Origin of the sequence: Euzebyella marina, assembly GCF_003687485.1 — a bacterium.
Taxonomy (GTDB): domain Bacteria; phylum Bacteroidota; class Bacteroidia; order Flavobacteriales; family Flavobacteriaceae; genus Euzebyella; species Euzebyella marina.
On record NZ_CP032050.1, the window covers coordinates 4,405,273 to 4,420,748 of the forward strand.

12 protein-coding genes are annotated in these 15,476 nt (G+C 40.0%); 7 read left to right on the top strand and 5 right to left on the bottom strand.

Going from position 1 to position 15,476, the window contains the following annotated elements; all coding sequences use genetic code 11:
* Window positions 1-660, bottom strand: coding sequence for an aspartate kinase (locus D1013_RS18890; RefSeq protein WP_121850310.1), 660 nt, complete (start codon window positions 658-660; stop codon window positions 1-3).
* A 98-nt stretch (window positions 661-758) separates the two neighbouring features.
* Window positions 759-1,118 (bottom strand): YraN family protein, encoded by a 360-nt coding sequence (locus D1013_RS18895; RefSeq protein WP_121850311.1) that lies wholly within the window; start codon window positions 1,116-1,118, stop codon window positions 759-761.
* A 194-nt stretch (window positions 1,119-1,312) separates the two neighbouring features.
* Between D1013_RS18895 and D1013_RS18900 the strand changes: the two genes are divergently transcribed.
* The 6 genes from D1013_RS18900 to D1013_RS18925 all read left to right on the top strand — a co-directional run bounded on the left by D1013_RS18900 (window position 1,313) and on the right by D1013_RS18925 (window position 10,886).
* Entirely contained in the window at window positions 1,313-2,806 is a 1,494-nt protein-coding gene (locus D1013_RS18900) for a DUF1800 domain-containing protein (protein ID WP_121850312.1), read from the top strand.
* Window positions 2,807-2,815: 9 nt separating this feature from the next.
* Entirely contained in the window at window positions 2,816-4,525 is a 1,710-nt protein-coding gene (locus D1013_RS18905) for a DUF1501 domain-containing protein (RefSeq protein WP_121850313.1), read from the top strand.
* A 125-nt stretch (window positions 4,526-4,650) separates the two neighbouring features.
* Window positions 4,651-6,720: a methionine--tRNA ligase gene (gene metG, locus D1013_RS18910; protein ID WP_121850314.1), complete on the top strand. Its 2,070-nt coding sequence runs from the start codon at window positions 4,651-4,653 to the stop codon at window positions 6,718-6,720.
* Between the two features lie 161 nt (window positions 6,721-6,881).
* On the top strand, window positions 6,882-9,014 hold the full coding sequence (locus tag D1013_RS18915) for a Tex family protein (RefSeq protein ID WP_121850315.1): 2,133 nt from the start codon (window positions 6,882-6,884) through the stop codon (window positions 9,012-9,014).
* A 2-nt stretch (window positions 9,015-9,016) separates the two neighbouring features.
* Window positions 9,017-9,919: a histone deacetylase family protein gene (locus D1013_RS18920; protein WP_121850316.1), complete on the top strand. Its 903-nt coding sequence runs from the start codon at window positions 9,017-9,019 to the stop codon at window positions 9,917-9,919.
* A 133-nt stretch (window positions 9,920-10,052) separates the two neighbouring features.
* Window positions 10,053-10,886, top strand: a complete 834-nt coding sequence (locus tag D1013_RS18925) for a phosphatase PAP2 family protein (protein WP_121850317.1) — start codon at window positions 10,053-10,055, stop codon at window positions 10,884-10,886.
* Window positions 10,887-11,041: 155 nt separating this feature from the next.
* On the opposite strand, the gene D1013_RS18930 is transcribed toward D1013_RS18925, so the two are convergent.
* The 3 genes from D1013_RS18930 to D1013_RS20435 form a co-directional block, all read right to left on the bottom strand.
* Window positions 11,042-11,347 (bottom strand): hypothetical protein, encoded by a 306-nt coding sequence (locus D1013_RS18930; RefSeq protein WP_121850318.1) that lies wholly within the window; start codon window positions 11,345-11,347, stop codon window positions 11,042-11,044.
* A gap of 360 nt (window positions 11,348-11,707) precedes the next feature.
* Entirely contained in the window at window positions 11,708-12,736 is a 1,029-nt protein-coding gene (locus D1013_RS18935; protein WP_162987951.1) for an alpha/beta fold hydrolase, read from the bottom strand.
* 323 nt (window positions 12,737-13,059) lie between these two features.
* A complete protein-coding gene (locus tag D1013_RS20435; protein ID WP_162987952.1) occupies window positions 13,060-13,608 on the bottom strand; it encodes a LytR/AlgR family response regulator transcription factor in 549 nt (182 codons plus the stop codon).
* Window positions 13,609-14,155: 547 nt separating this feature from the next.
* Here D1013_RS20435 and D1013_RS18945 point away from each other — a divergent pair.
* Window positions 14,156-15,445, top strand: a complete 1,290-nt coding sequence (locus D1013_RS18945) for a serine hydrolase domain-containing protein (protein ID WP_121850321.1) — start codon at window positions 14,156-14,158, stop codon at window positions 15,443-15,445.
* Window positions 15,446-15,476 lie beyond the last annotated feature (31 nt).

The following is a 15,476-nucleotide window of genomic DNA, read 5'->3' on the forward strand; positions in this document are numbered from 1 at the left end:
TTAGAGGGTCTTCAAGTCTTTTATAGTCTTGAAGGCCACATCTACTTGGGTATCGTCTACCAAAATGGTAAATTCATTGGTGGTTGAGATAACCTCGTACAGAACAATGCCCTCCCATGCCAAACGCTGAAATATAAAATAATATATACCCGGTACGCTAACGTTTTCGGCTGGAAGCTTTACAGTAATCGAAGATAAATTTTCTGCTTTTTGGGTACACTTTTCTTCTTTAAAAAGGGTTTCGACGGTTTGATCTAAGCTGTTACTTACTACAATATTCAGTTCGTTCACACCTCTAGATGAAGTATAAAAAACATCTTTATTTTTATTGACTTCTTCAAGAAGCTCGGCCTGCACCTCTAATATTGATTCAGATATAAAAAAAGTGAAGTCGGTCAAAGAAGATCGAACCGTAATCTCGCCGATATTCTTCAACACTTTTATAATCTTATGTGTAGCGCGAAATTCTAGATCATCGGACAGTCTTTTCAGTGCCATAACGATAGCCCCATTACGAATATCCTTTCCTAACTCATCTTCAATTTCAGGCTTAACAATTCTTGAAAGAGAGGTTAGATTGATAATACCTTGTGCCAATGCACTTTGTAAAAACGGCTTCTTTTTTATGTATTGCTCAACGACCGACGATATTGTTTTCATGATGCTCTTAGTTGGTTGCAGAGCAAAAATAACACATTGTTATAAATAAAACAAATTGTGTTAATACTAAAATTCAAAACATCTCAACTTTCCCCTCGTCAGAAATGATAAAAAGCATTTTCAAGATGTTCAATCTTAAAAATGCTTCTATTCTTTAATATAGTAACCACATCAAAACGTACCTCGGCATCGATTTCATTTTCGGTTACGAAATAGTCTGCCGCCGAGACCAAAAGCTTTATCTTTTTTGGGGTGATGGTTTCTGCAATCGGTATAATACGGTCATTACTTCTCGCCCTCACCTCTACTACGGCCAATACCTCCTTTTTCTTAGCGATAATGTCTATTTCAGCTTTAAGGTAACGATAGTTCTGGGCTACGATTTCATATCCTTTTCCTACTAAAAAATCAACTGCTATTTTCTCTCCTTCCTTACCAAATTCATTGTGTTTGCCCATAGTTTTCCTTAAATCTATTTCAAAGAGCGGCGGTTCATCGAAAAATAGGGTTACCTAACGCCAAATATTGTGTATGATTCGTAATTAATTATGCCATACATCGAAAATACATCAATCACCATACTATACAAAACCCCAGTACGTTAAGAATTGACCCCAAGCACATAAACGGTTCTTAAAGCCTACTGAAAACTATGGAATACTTTATCAACTGTAATACGGCTTCCCTAGCGCCGTATAACACTCCCTTGAACAGGTCGAAGGCTGCACACCTGTACCGTAGACTGGGGTTCAGCGCCTCCGCACAAACTATCGATCAAGCAGAAGGTCAAAATGCAGGTTCATTGGTAGATACACTAATTAACCAGGCATTGGCCCAACCGCCCGTTACAGCACCTACTTGGGCCGATTGGAACGGTAGTAATTACCCCGAAGACGATGAGCAGCGTAACTCAATGGTGCGTCAACAAAGGCAAGAGTTCAGCTTGGCCTACACCAATCAAATGCTGAACAACAACCTACGAGACCGCCTTAGCTTCTTTTGGAGCAATCATTTTGTTACCGAGCTGAAAGTGTACGAGTGTAATTCATTTCTCTACCACTACATCGATTGCTTACAGCAGAATGCAATAGGTAACTTTAAAACATTTGTTAGCGAAATCGGACTTACCGATGCCATGTTGTATTATTTGGATGGCGTTTATAACAACGGCCATAACCCCAACGAAAACTACGCCCGAGAACTTTATGAGCTATTTACTTTGGGCGAAGGTAATGGGTATACTGAAGAAGACATTATTGAAACGGCACGTGCCTTAACCGGTTATGTTGAGAGAGGCGAACTAGGTTGCGAATCCGTACAATTTAGAGATGACCGCCACGATACCGACAGCAAAACTATATTAGGTCAAACAGGCAACTGGGGTTATGATGACGTGATTGACATATTGTTCGAGCAACGAGCCAATGAAATTGCCGAATTTATCTGTAGAAAACTCTATGAGTTTTTCGTTCACCCCGACTCTCAAGATGCCGCGGGCAATGCCCAGACCATTATATCTGGCATGGCAAGCACTTTCTTGGCCAATAATTTTGAGATTGCACCGGTGCTTTCACAATTATTTAAAAGTCAACATTTCTTTGATGATGAGGCTATTGGCGTCATTATTAAAAGTCCGTTCGATATTTATTTCAACCTACTGAACGAATCAAGCTTTACCTACGATGATGTCACGGTATCAAGCATGATCAATTATAGTGCACTCTTAAGCCAAGAATTGTTCAACCCTTTTGATGTAGCCGGTTGGCAAAGAGACCGATCTTGGATTAACACCAATTTTATGATCGGGCGTTGGCTGACTATAGAAAGTGTATTAGAAGAATTTTTTAATGCCGACCCCGAACAGTTCAGGTCTTTTGGCCTATCGCTTACAGGAATGGATGGCATGACAAGCAATAACCCAGATGTAATTGCTCGGGCCATTATCGATTTTATATTACCGAAAGGACTATTAAACGATTCGGAATACGATAAGGCATACACCGTATTTAGAAGCGATGTGCAAGATCAATACTACGAGGGCGGCTCGACACCTACTTGGACGTTGCAGACTTCAATGGAAGGCCCTTCACAGGTATATCTGCTAATGCAATATTTGGCCCGTCAACCCGAATTTCAACTTAAATAACCTACAGCTATGTGCGATACCCACCATAATTCACCTCATAAGGGCCTGCAACACGAAGGCCATGACCAAGAACATAAAGCATGGAGCAGACGCTCATTTTTACAGGCACTCGGCATAGCTGGATCAGGTTCGATGATGCTAGGTTCCAATTTTTTAACGGCCTCGGCACCGTCACCTCTAACATCGGCTATTGCAGCCGCTGAAACAGACAACATTTTAATTCTTATTCGTCTTTCGGGTGGAAACGATGGTCTGAGCACCGTTATACCCATTGAGCAATATGATTCATACGCCAACGCGCGACCCAACATTTATATTCCGGAGAGCAAAGTATTGAAGCTTACCGATGAGTTCGGTGTGCCATCTTACATGAAGTCTTTGGAAGCAATGTGGGACCAAGGCCAGTTCAAGGCGGTTCATGGCGTAGGTTATGAAGGGCAAAGTCTTTCCCACTTTACGGGATCGGATATTTTTGCCAACACCGACCTAACAACCACCGGATTCAGTGGGTTGAACACGGGATGGATGGGAAGGCATTTTGAGAACATATATCCTGATTACCTTATTTCGCCCCCTCCCGCACCAGCGGCCATTCAAATAGGTCAGTTCGGTAGTTTGGTTTTTCAAGGCGAAGAAACCAATTATGCGTTCGTTACCTCGAATATCGACCAGTTAGAGGAAATCGCCGAATCGGGTGTGCGATATGGTTTAGAAGATACCCTGTTCAACGACTGTATGTATGGCGACCAACTTAAATTTTTAAGAGGTGTGGCCAATACCACCTACGAATACTCAGGCATTATTCACGAAGCTTGGTCAAGAGGCCAAAATCAGGTAGAATATCAAGACAACGGCTTCGCCCGACAATTGGCGCTTTTAGCCCGTTTGATCAAAGGAAACTTAGGTACAAAGGTGTATATGATATCTATGGGAGGCTTTGACACCCATGGCAACCAACCCTTGGCGCACGAGAGACTAATGAGCAATTTATCGATTGCCATCAACAATTTTTACGAAGACCTTGCTTATACCGAACAAGACGATAAGGTACTGAGCATGACGTTTTCAGAGTTTGGTAGAAGAATTTTTGAAAATGGATCCAACGGCACCGATCATGGCAAGGCCGCCCCTACCCTTTTCTTCGGAAAAGGATTGAATGGCAGTGCATTTGTTGGTGAGCATCCAACTCTCGACAACCCTGATGGCCGGGGGAATTTAGAGTACACTATGGATTTTAGAGATTTGTATGCCACGGTTTTGGCCGAGTGGCTCTGCGTTCCAATTCCATTAGTAGAGCAACACTTACTAGACCACCCCTATGCACCTGTAAATCTTGGTTTTAATTGTAGTGGAACCGATTTTCCTGAAATCGCTTACAGTGATGGTGAACCTACCATTCCCACTACTCCTGACAGTCAAACCGAAAGTCCTGTAGTGCCTAGCAGTGCCGAGATAAATGCTATTGTTCACAAACCGTACTATCCGACAGACGATGCCCCGCATATCTATATTGAAATGCCGGTAACGGCCCATGTAGATATTCAATTGTTCAACATAGTTGGGCAGCGCGTGGGTACCATACGCAATACCATCATGACTGCCGGAGCCAATGAAATCAACATAAAAGAAAGTATGCCGGGTCATTTGGCAGCTGGTAAATATATCTATCGCATACAAGTACAAGACCATAAAATGAGCAAATCGGTTATGGTCGCATAGCACATCAATTTCAATCAATCCTAACAAGCCCTCGTTAACCCTAATTTACGAGGGTTTTGCTTTTTGAATATTACTTGTATCCCTCGTAGCAAAAACCTTATTTTTGTGGCCTAATTTCAAATTTGATGGCCGAAAAAAATCTTACTCCCGCTCGTTATACCATTACTGCTGCATTACCCTATACTAACGGACCAATTCATATTGGTCACTTGGCGGGTGTATATGTTCCTGCAGATATTTACGCCAGATACTTAAGACTGACCGGAAAAGAGGTTGCCTTTGTCTGTGGAAGCGATGAGCATGGGGTCGCAATTTCAATGAAGGCCAAAAAAGAAGGGGTAACACCCAAAGAGATTATCGATAAGTACCATGCCATCATTAAAAAGTCGTTTCAAGACTTCGGCATTACTTTCGACAATTATTCTAGAACTTCTGCCGAGGTTCATCACGAAACGGCATCCGATTTCTTTAAAAAATTATACGAGCAAGGTGATTTTATTGAAGAGACTACCGCCCAATTATATGATGAAGAAGCCAAGCAATTTTTGGCCGATCGTTTTGTAATCGGCACTTGCCCTAAATGCGGGCATGAAGAGGCCTATGGTGACCAATGTGAAAATTGTGGGTCTTCGTTAAATGCAACTGATTTGATCAACCCAAAATCAACCATTACAGGAAGCACACCTACCACAAAAGAAACCAAACACTGGTTCTTGCCTTTGGACAGGTACGAAGGCTTTTTAAGGGATTGGATCCTTGAAGGACATAAAAACGATTGGAAACCCAATGTGTACGGGCAATGCAAAAGCTGGATAGATGGTGGACTTGAACCTAGAGCCGTTACTAGAGATTTAGATTGGGGTATACCGGTACCGGTAGAAGGCGGAGAAGGTAAAGTACTGTACGTTTGGTTCGATGCCCCTATCGGCTATATTTCTTCTACTAAAGAGTGGGCAAAAAGAGAAGGAAAAGATTGGGAGCCTTATTGGAAAGACAAAGACACCAAATTGGTTCATTTTATTGGGAAAGACAACATTGTTTTCCACTGCATCATATTTCCCGCTATTCTAAAATCGCATGGTGGTTATATTCTTCCGGAAAACGTTCCGGCCAATGAGTTCTTGAATTTGGAAGGCAACAAGCTCTCCACCTCTAAAAATTGGGCCGTTTGGTTGCACGAATACTTAGAAGAGTTTCCTGATATGCAAGATGTGTTGCGCTATACGCTAACGGCCAACACACCTGAAACGAAGGACAATGATTTTACTTGGAAGGATTTTCAGGCCCGCAACAACAATGAGTTGGTGGCCATCTTGGGTAATTTCATCAACCGGGTGGTTGTATTGACCAACAAATATTATGATGGGGTAATTCCTGCACCGTCCGACTTTACCGAGGTGGACCAAGAAACTTTGGATGCCCTTAAAAAATATCCAGAAGTTATTTCCAATTCCTTGGAAAGATACCGCTTTAGGGAAGCGGCCCAAGAATTAATGAACCTAGCACGTTTGGGTAATAAGTATTTGGCCGACGAAGAACCTTGGAAGGTTATTAAACAAGACGAAGAAAGGGTGCAAACGATAATGTATGTCGCCCTGCAAATAGCTACTGGTCTAGCTGTTTTAAGTGAGCCTTTCGTGCCTTTTACTTCCAATAAATTAAAATCAATACTGGCCCTATCTACCGACTTGGGCTGGAACGATGTTTCGCAAAAAGAATCGTTGTTACCGGCGGTACATAAAATCAATCAATCACAGTTGTTGTTCAGAAAAATAGAGGACAGCGAAATTCAAAAACAATTAGATAAATTGGAAGCTACCAAAAAAGCGAACGAGAACGAAAAGAAAGCGGTCACACCTCAAAAAGAGACCATCACCTTTGATGATTTTACGAAATTGGATATGCGTGTAGGTACAATTTTGGAAGCCGAAAAAATGCCTAAGACCAAAAAATTACTGGTTTTAAAGGTAGATACCGGCATTGACACCAGAACTATTGTTTCGGGTATCGCTGAAAGCTTCAAGCCAGAAGAGATTATCGGTAAAAAAGTTACTGTTCTGGTCAATTTGGCACCGCGACCTTTACGTGGTGTTGAAAGTCAGGGCATGATTCTGATGACCGAAAGCAAAGAGGGTAAATTGGTTTTCGTCAACCCCGATGAAGAAGGTGTTGGTAACGGCGAAGGGATTAGTTAACTTTCCCATTAATTGTCAGGTCGAGCGTAGTCGAGAACCTAGGAGTGGGAATTAACCATCTCTCTATTCCATTTTGAACAAATAGGTCTCTAAATTTAAAGTTTAGCCACTTTCACTTGGCTTACTAAAAAAACAGTTTAGTCTCAACCATAAGAATTTACATGAATCTCTTAGCCTATATCTTAAAACATACCCAGCTTCCCGAAAAAGGTATCAAAAACACGGTTGAACTGCTTAATGAAGACTGTACCATTCCCTTTATCGCCCGCTACCGCAAAGAAAAGACAGGCAACCTTGATGAAGTACAGATTGGTCAAATTGTGGAGTTCAAAACGCAGTTTGAAAATCTTGAAAAGAGAAAGGAAACGATTCTAAAAGCCATTGAAGAACAAGATTCTTTAACAGAAGACCTTAAAAACAAGATTGCCCAGACCGAAGATTTGACGAGTTTGGAAGACCTCTACCTTCCTTTTAAGAAAAAGAGAAAAACCAAAGCCGAAACAGCTCGTAAAAACGGTTTGGAGCCTTTGGCTAAAATCATCATGGCCCAAAACCATCGAGATATTGAGTCGGCAGCCCACCAATATTCCAATTCCGAAGTCCCTGATACAGATGCCGCCCTGGAGGGAGCTCGACACATCATTGCCGAATGGCTTAATGAGCGAATCTCCATTAGAAACCTCATCCGTTCACAATTGGAAAGGTCTGCTATGCTGACAACAAAGGTGGTTTCTACCAAAAAAGATGAAGAGGCGGCCCAAAAGTTCAGAGATTATTTTGATTGGAGCGAATCGCTCAACCGTTGCCCTTCGCATCGTTTATTGGCCATTCTTAGAGCTGAAAACGAAGGTTTTATAAGAGTGAAATTAGAATTGGATACTGATTTTATCCTTTCTAAAATCGAGCAACGTACCATTAAATCGAACAATTCGTGTACGCCGCAAATTCAAATGGCTATAGAAGATGCTTACAAAAGGTTGTTGTTTCCCTCTTTATCCAACGAACTTTTAAAAAAGGCTAAAGAGGAGGCCGATGATGATGCCATTAAAGTATTCGCCAAGAACTTACAGCAATTGCTATTAGGCTCCCCAGTAGGTGAAAAACGAATTTTGGCCATTGACCCAGGTTTTAGAACGGGTTGTAAGGTGGTCTGTTTGAGTGCCACCGGAGATTTGGAGCACAATGAAACCATTTTTCCGCATGCACCGCAAAATGATACCAAGGGTGCCCTGAAAAAACTGAGCACATTGGCAGACGCCTATAAAATTGAGGCTATTGCCATTGGTAATGGTACGGCTTCCCGCGAAACGGAGCGTTTGGTAAAGAGGGTACATTTTAAAAATCCGGTTGAAGTTTATGTGGTGAGCGAGGCCGGTGCCTCTATTTATTCCGCCTCGAAAATTGCAAGAGAAGAATTCCCGAACTACGATGTTACCGTACGCGGTGCGGTCTCAATAGGCAGAAGATTGGCAGACCCGTTGGCCGAGTTGGTGAAAATAGACCCTAAATCTATCGGTGTGGGGCAATACCAGCATGATGTAGACCAAAACAAGCTACAGACCTCTCTCGATAGAACAGTGGAGAGCTGTGTAAACTCCGTTGGCGTAAACATCAATACGGCCAGTGTTCCGCTTTTAAGTTACGTTTCAGGAATTGGCCCTAAATTGGCCGAGAACATCGTGGCTCACCGTAACGAAAACGGCCCATTCAGCAAACGTTCCGACATTAAAAAAGTAGCTCGATTAGGTGAAAAGGCCTTTGAACAGGGCGCCGCTTTCCTTCGAATAAAAAATGCAAAAAACCCCTTGGATGATTCTGCCGTTCACCCCGAAAGTTACGGTATAGTAGAACAGATGGCCAAGGATAAAAAGATGCCATTATCCGAAATAATCGGAAACAAAGAAATCTTAAAAAGTATTCAACTCAAACATTACTGTACCGATGAAATCGACCTACCTACCCTTCAAGATATTATAAAGGAACTGGAAAAACCCGGATTGGACCTTAGGGAGAAAGCGAAGGTGTTTACTTTTGACCAGAACATTAAAACTATTGATGACCTGCGAGAAGGTCAATTGCTGCCCGGTATCGTCAACAACATTACCAATTTTGGGTGTTTTGTTGATATTGGCATCAAAGAAAGTGGGCTTATTCATGTCTCTAACCTTGCCGATGCCTTTGTCAAAGATGTGAACGAACATGTTCATTTACATCAACAAATTATAGTGAAGGTCTTGCAAGTTGACATCCCTCGAAAACGAATTCAGTTAAAACTACATAAAGGCGATTTATAGCCATGCTAAAAATAGCCTATCACCCTATTTATAATCACCCATTACCCGAAGGGCACCGTTTCCCCATGGTCAAATACGAGCTTTTGCCCAAACAGCTCTTACACGAAGGTACTTGCTCGCCCGAAAATTTTTTCGAACCCGTAACACCCAATGACAAGCACATTGTAGCCGTTCACGACCCTGAGTATTTTTATGACTTATTGAATATTAAAATACCGCCCCGTGAGGCTAGAAAAATTGGCTTTCCCTTAAGCGAAAACTTGGTGGAAAGGGAGCGCATTATTGCCGATGGCACGATGAAAGCCTGTGAATACGCAATAAAATATGGCATTTCAATGAATATAGCCGGCGGTACGCACCACGCTTACAGCGACCGCGGAGAAGCCTTTTGTATGCTGAACGACCAAGCTATTGGTGCCAGATACCTGCAAGCAAACGGTTGGGCCAAAAAAATACTGATTATTGATTTGGATGTGCACCAAGGAAACGGAACGGCAGAAATTTTTCAAAATGACGATTCTGTTTTCACCTTCTCTATGCACGGAGAAGGCAATTACCCCTTTAAGAAAGAGGTGTCGGACCTGGACATTTCGTTAAAAAAGGGGACCGAAGACCAGGAATATCTCGGCTTGTTAAAAGAAACCTTACCCCATTTACTAGAAACGGTAAAACCCGATTTTATTTTCTACCTATCAGGGGTAGATGTTCTAGAGTCCGACAAACTGGGTACTTTGTCGCTTACCTTGCAAGGCTGTAAAGAAAGGGACGAATTTGTGCTTAATACCTGTCACGAACACCATATTCCTGTACAATGTAGTATGGGCGGTGGTTATTCTCCCGATATCAAAGTGATTGTTGAGGCACATGCCAACACCTATCGACTCGCCCAGAAAATCTACTTTTGAAAACCCATCTTCGCCATATTTACCACAATAACTTTAAATTGACGAGGTTATAATCTGTAGCGCTCGCAAATGAGTTAGTTTTATTTTAAACCGATTCTTCTTAAAACAAGCGTAGCTATTATTTTTGCCCCCTATGAAAAAGATTTTGTTCGTTCTGGCCTTTTTATCCTTCAGTTCTTCCTTTTCCCAAGATAGCATTGTGGTACCCAGTGAAAAACGTTGGGATATGTTCAAGTATGATTTTGTTAATATGTTCAAAGGTGTGGGTTACTCCTATGCCAGACCTTTTCATTGGCAGGGTAAACAATGGGCTCAGTTCGGAGGTGTGGTAGCGGGCACCGGGGCGGTCTATCTGATTGATGATGATACCTCTCGCTTTATTCGCCTTCAAAAGGAAGGAGTACCGGAGGTCATTCGTTCGTACGGAACTTTTTATGGCAGCCCTGAAAACAACTATTTGGTCACTTCTGGGGTATATCTAACGGGATTGATCGCCAAAAACGAAAAATTGCGAAGAACAGGTGTATTATTGATATCATCAGCAACTTCAGCGGGTTTTCTACAACAGGTTCTAAAATCAGCAGTAGGCAGGGCAAGACCCATAGCTAATTTAGGAAAGGATACTTTTGACCCCTTCAACTCAAGTCGTAATTTTCACTCGTTTCCTTCAGGCCATGCATTGTTGGCCTTTACCAACGCATATGCTATCGGAAAGCAATTCAAGAGCCCTTGGGCAAAGGCAGGCATCTATACTTTAGGGGCTATACCCGGCCTTTCAAGAATTTGGGACGGACAGCATTGGTTGAGTGACTTCGTTTTTGCCATTGCTATAAGCGTAGCAACAGTAGAGTCGATTGACAAATATCTCGACCGGAAATACAACGAGAAATATAACGCTCAAGACAAAAGAACTAGCTGGAACCTTAACTTTGGTCCGGGCACCTTAGGAGTGACCGTGAATTTTTAACTTTTATGGGATTTTTTTAGCTGTGTTCAGAAGCTAAATCTTTTAGTTGTAACATAGTGATGATTTGCACCTCTCCAGTTTAAAATGGTATTTTATTCAGTTGATGTCTTTAGAATTAAACCTCCCCTTTTACAATATTTTTTACGAACCTTCCCTTAATAGTTTTTTCTGCGTGTGTTATAAATATAAGTGGTTAGAATAGCCAATAATAAGGATACGGGAATTAAGGTTAATGGAGAAATACCTCTTGCGGTATCACTCCCTAATTTTAGTAGTCCTTCAGTCAATTCCGGATGAGATTCTTCAAGGGAAAATACCCCATCTTGATTTGAATCATATTTGGCAATCAACTCTCTTTTGATTTTTCGGCTACGGTATTCCCATCGAAAATGAACAGCAACATTCAAACCAATATAAAAGGCTACTGCGACTATGATGAATTTCAAAATCTTTAACTTCATCTAGTCTTTTTTAAACTTTTCCCTAAGTTATGATTTAAGAACTATCCATATCCAACCAATCTCCAATCTTCTGTAATTAAGACTTATGTTACCGAACAGGATCAGCCCAATGGGTTTATTATAGTTCTTATCAAAAATTAAGTGAGGGTACAATTCTTTTTGCTTTTTAGTTTCGGGGCAAAAATCAAAAAATTCCTCAAAATCACTTCTGTTATTTACTCGCGATTCAAATTCGCCGAGTTAATTATCATAACTTAAAAGCTCAATAGTATCAATATCGTCTTGTTATGAAGGGTCAATTCTGACGAGAAAAGCATATCTAGATTCATTACCCGTATTCTTTGTTTTTATGGTATAGAACTATTGTTGTCTTAATTGTATCAACATTTTCTTTCCGTTTTCATTTTCCGGATTCAATTCAATTGATTTCTCATACATTTCGATTGCTTCTGCTTTTCGATTTGATTTTAATAAAGCTTCGCCATAACTGTCATACGCATTAGAACTATCTGGAAATAAAATTGTATTTAATTTGAAAACTTCTAAAGCCTTATCTAATTCTTCATTTCCCAAAAATGAATATCCCAATGCATTCAAATCTTGTTCTGAACGATTATTCATCTTAGTTTCAATAGACAATTCCATGGCATTGTCTAAAGCCTTTGGTAACAGCTCAATTTGTTGCTCTTTATCCAATGTTTTTGAGTACGCTTTAACGACTGCATTGATAATTAGCGAAGGATTATCCAGAAATACGGCATGACCACTTCCTTTGGCGATAATGTTTGTAACATTATCTTTATTGTCGTCAAGTTCTTCGTGAAGTTTTCTCCACCTAGTCGAAAGTTCCTCTGGTAAACCTGGTAAAGAGTTTTCAGGAAAAATATTTAGTAACGGTATACTATCTGGGAAATGTATACTTCTCGCATATCGCATGGTTTCATTGTAATTGACATTCAAAAAATAATCTCCTGAAGGTTTAGGTATTGTACTAATATCGACATTGTTATCTCTCATTGTCAGTAATTCATCATTCCAAAAATTGTTAAGCGTTACATCAATTAAAACCACGGATTTTACTTTTTTAGGATGTTTATTTGCATAGAGTAAATTATACAACCCACCATACGAGTGGGAAACCAAAATAATATCATTATCGTACCCCAACCTTGAAAGACCCGTCTCCAGTTCTTTCATACCGTTTAAAATTCCAAAATCGGTATCGCTTTTTAGATTAGGGTTCAATTCACTTTTTCCAAACCCAGATCGGTCATAAGTAATCAATGTTGTACCCGTAACTTTATGGATTTTTTCCAAAATGTTGTCCCAGACAGAACCATCGTTACCTGCACCCGCTTCGAAAAGAATTGGAGTTCCTTTTCCTTTCATTATGTTGAAATGCATTTTATACCCTCCTATGTCTACTAGGGTATCTGAGCTTTGGGAATGCATTAAGAGAGGAAAAAAGAAAATCACTAAAAAATTAAAATATCTCATTTAGCCTATTATAAATTAGTAAACACTATCTCCTTAAATATTCTTGATTATTTACTTTATGCTTAAAGGAATACGATAATTGTAAATTAAGCGTCGAACAAATAGGTCAAATAAATTCCTTGAAAAAATCTAGCTCAAAACACCTATTACATAGGTTCAAATTTATAAGAACTCAATTTATGAATTAAGAAACTGGTTCTTTTGTGGCGAAATGACTAGATATTGGTACGAGTAGATAGATAATTTTTAAGTGAAGAGTAATTCGACTTGGAAACCGGAATGGTAGAATCCATACCTTTAAAAGTAATGGAGGCTTTGTTAGAGTTACCTATAAGTTCGTCTATATTATGCGGATTCACAACGAACGATCTATGTACTTTAAAAAGAAAGGTAAAATCCTTTAAAATTTTCTTCAGCGTTCCACGCATTAGATATTTAGTATAATTACCATCTTTAAAATAATGTATTTCAACGTAATTATCCTGAGATTGAATATACAAAAGATGTTCTTCTTTTATAGAGAGTACCTCCAATGAACCATTCTCCTTAATATGTAATACATTTTCATGTTCTGATATATTATTTTTAGTGATGGGTGGATATATCTGAATAGGAAATATGGCTACTTTGAAAAAATGAAAAATAAAAAGGATAATTGGATAAAATGGCAGTGCCAATACTAAAATGTACTCTAACAGGAAACCAAAAGTAACATGTCCATCCTTTACAACGATTAAACGGTCATAAAGAAAAATTAGAATCACACTGATTAGAGCTAGAAAAACATCAAAAAGAATCAGTTTTAGGTAATTGAACTTAATGGTCTTATAACAATTCAATAAAATTTCATAACCTAAAATATAGACCCCCGTGCAAATTAATCCGACACCAATTCGAACAAGCGTGATATGTGGGTGGTCTATTATATTTTTTTCAAACGGCTTTAGCCCGATTAAAATTAAAGCGACAAAGAAGCCCAAAAAAAATGCCGAATACCAATATTTCTTTCTGTCCCCACTTAAATAAAAACTTTGTTTATTTTTTAGTAAAAGACCAGTCCAAGAAATTTTCACCCTTAAGAATCTATTGTTAGTTTTTGATAATTCATTTTACTATTGAGAGTTGCTCTGTTTTTAATTACTTCCCTGTACTTAGACAAACTTAAAAATCCTTTTCTAAACTTTCCGCTTAGTTATGACATATAATCTATCTGTTATAGAAAACAGGTAAGGCTCCACTACCCAACACCCATTTAAAACCACACCCTTATTTAATGTGAGAAAAACACCTATTTTTAGGTAAATTTCCATCATGAAAAAATTAACCACCTTACTACTTTCACTTTCTTGTTTTATTTCTTTCGGTCAAACGCCGTCATTACAAAAATCGACGCCCCTTCAAACGGCCACTGCCAATGAAGCTGGTATTTCACAAGCCCGGCTCGATAAAATAGACCAAATGCTCAAAGATGCTGTACAGCAAGACCAGGTACCTGGTGCGGTCGCCCTGATTGCAAAAGATGGCAAAATAGTTTTTCACGAAGCATATGGCATGGCCGACAACAAGGCCAAAAAATCTATGGAAAAAAACACCATTTTTCGAATTGCCTCACAAACAAAGGCCATTACCTCTACAGCGGTGATGATGCTCTGGGAAGAAGGCAAATTTCGATTAGATGACCCCATCTCAAAATACATTCCCGAATTCAAAGACCCGCAAATCTTAGATTCTTACAGCATTCTAAACGACACCTATACGACCCTACCGGCCAAAAACGAAATTACCATTCGGCATTTATTGACACACACTTCCGGTTTGGGTTACGGGGTTATTGATGGTGATGAACGGTTCAAGAAAATTTATAAGAAAGCCGGTATTACCGACCTTTTCACCACAGAAGATATTTCAATAGAGAGCAGCGTGAAAAAATTGGCTCAACTACCGCTTCATCATAACCCTGGCGATGCCTACGTGTATAGCGAAGGGCTTGATGTTTTAGGATATTTTATCGAGGTCATATCAGGGGTTGCTTTCGATGAGTTTTTGAGAACCCGAATTTTCGACCCTCTTGGAATGGATGATACATGGTTCTATTTACCTAAGGATAAACACGACAGACTCGTTACCGTACAGCAAATCAACGATGGAAAATGGGAGAAATACCCAAACACTTTTTATGATACCGACTACCCCAAGAAAGGAGCTCAAAAGTTCTTTTCCGGTGGAGCTGGATTATCAAGTACGGCCAAAGACTATGCTACTTTTCTACAGATGTACCTTAACGGTGGCGAATTGAACGGTACCAGAATTCTCAGCAGAACAACTATTGAAAGTATGATGCAGAACCAATCGAAAGATTTTTTTGGTGATGGCACAAGGCATTACGGCCTTGCTTTCGGCGTAGTAACACCCAAAGGTGTAGCTGCTGGCGGCTGGGGAAGTAACGGAACTTTTGACTGGGGAGGATACTTCAACACCCAGTACTTTGCAGACCCCGAAGAAAAAGTGATCGGCATACTAATGAAACAGACCCAAGGTAAGGTCAATGATGAGACGGGATGGAAATTTCGACAAATGGTCTTCGCATCAATCGATGATTGATTTATAAAATAACATTGAAATGTTAACGTTT

Bases quoted from the DNA above. Each gene is read 5' to 3' on its own strand.
- D1013_RS18890 (WP_121850310.1), bottom strand. From the start codon at position 660: ATGAAAACAATATCGTCGGTCGTTGAGCAATACATAAAAAAGAAGCCG.
- D1013_RS18895 (WP_121850311.1), bottom strand. From the start codon at position 1,118: ATGGGCAAACACAATGAATTTGGTAAGGAAGGAGAGAAAATAGCAGTT.
- D1013_RS18900 (WP_121850312.1), top strand. From the start codon at position 1,313: ATGGAATACTTTATCAACTGTAATACGGCTTCCCTAGCGCCGTATAAC.
- D1013_RS18905 (WP_121850313.1), top strand. From the start codon at position 2,816: ATGTGCGATACCCACCATAATTCACCTCATAAGGGCCTGCAACACGAA.
- metG (WP_121850314.1), top strand. From the start codon at position 4,651: ATGGCCGAAAAAAATCTTACTCCCGCTCGTTATACCATTACTGCTGCA.
- D1013_RS18915 (WP_121850315.1), top strand. From the start codon at position 6,882: ATGAATCTCTTAGCCTATATCTTAAAACATACCCAGCTTCCCGAAAAA.
- D1013_RS18920 (WP_121850316.1), top strand. From the start codon at position 9,017: ATGCTAAAAATAGCCTATCACCCTATTTATAATCACCCATTACCCGAA.
- D1013_RS18925 (WP_121850317.1), top strand. From the start codon at position 10,053: ATGAAAAAGATTTTGTTCGTTCTGGCCTTTTTATCCTTCAGTTCTTCC.
- D1013_RS18930 (WP_121850318.1), bottom strand. From the start codon at position 11,347: ATGAAGTTAAAGATTTTGAAATTCATCATAGTCGCAGTAGCCTTTTAT.
- D1013_RS18935 (WP_162987951.1), bottom strand. From the start codon at position 12,736: ATGAAAGGAAAAGGAACTCCAATTCTTTTCGAAGCGGGTGCAGGTAAC.
- D1013_RS18945 (WP_121850321.1), top strand. From the start codon at position 14,156: ATGAAAAAATTAACCACCTTACTACTTTCACTTTCTTGTTTTATTTCT.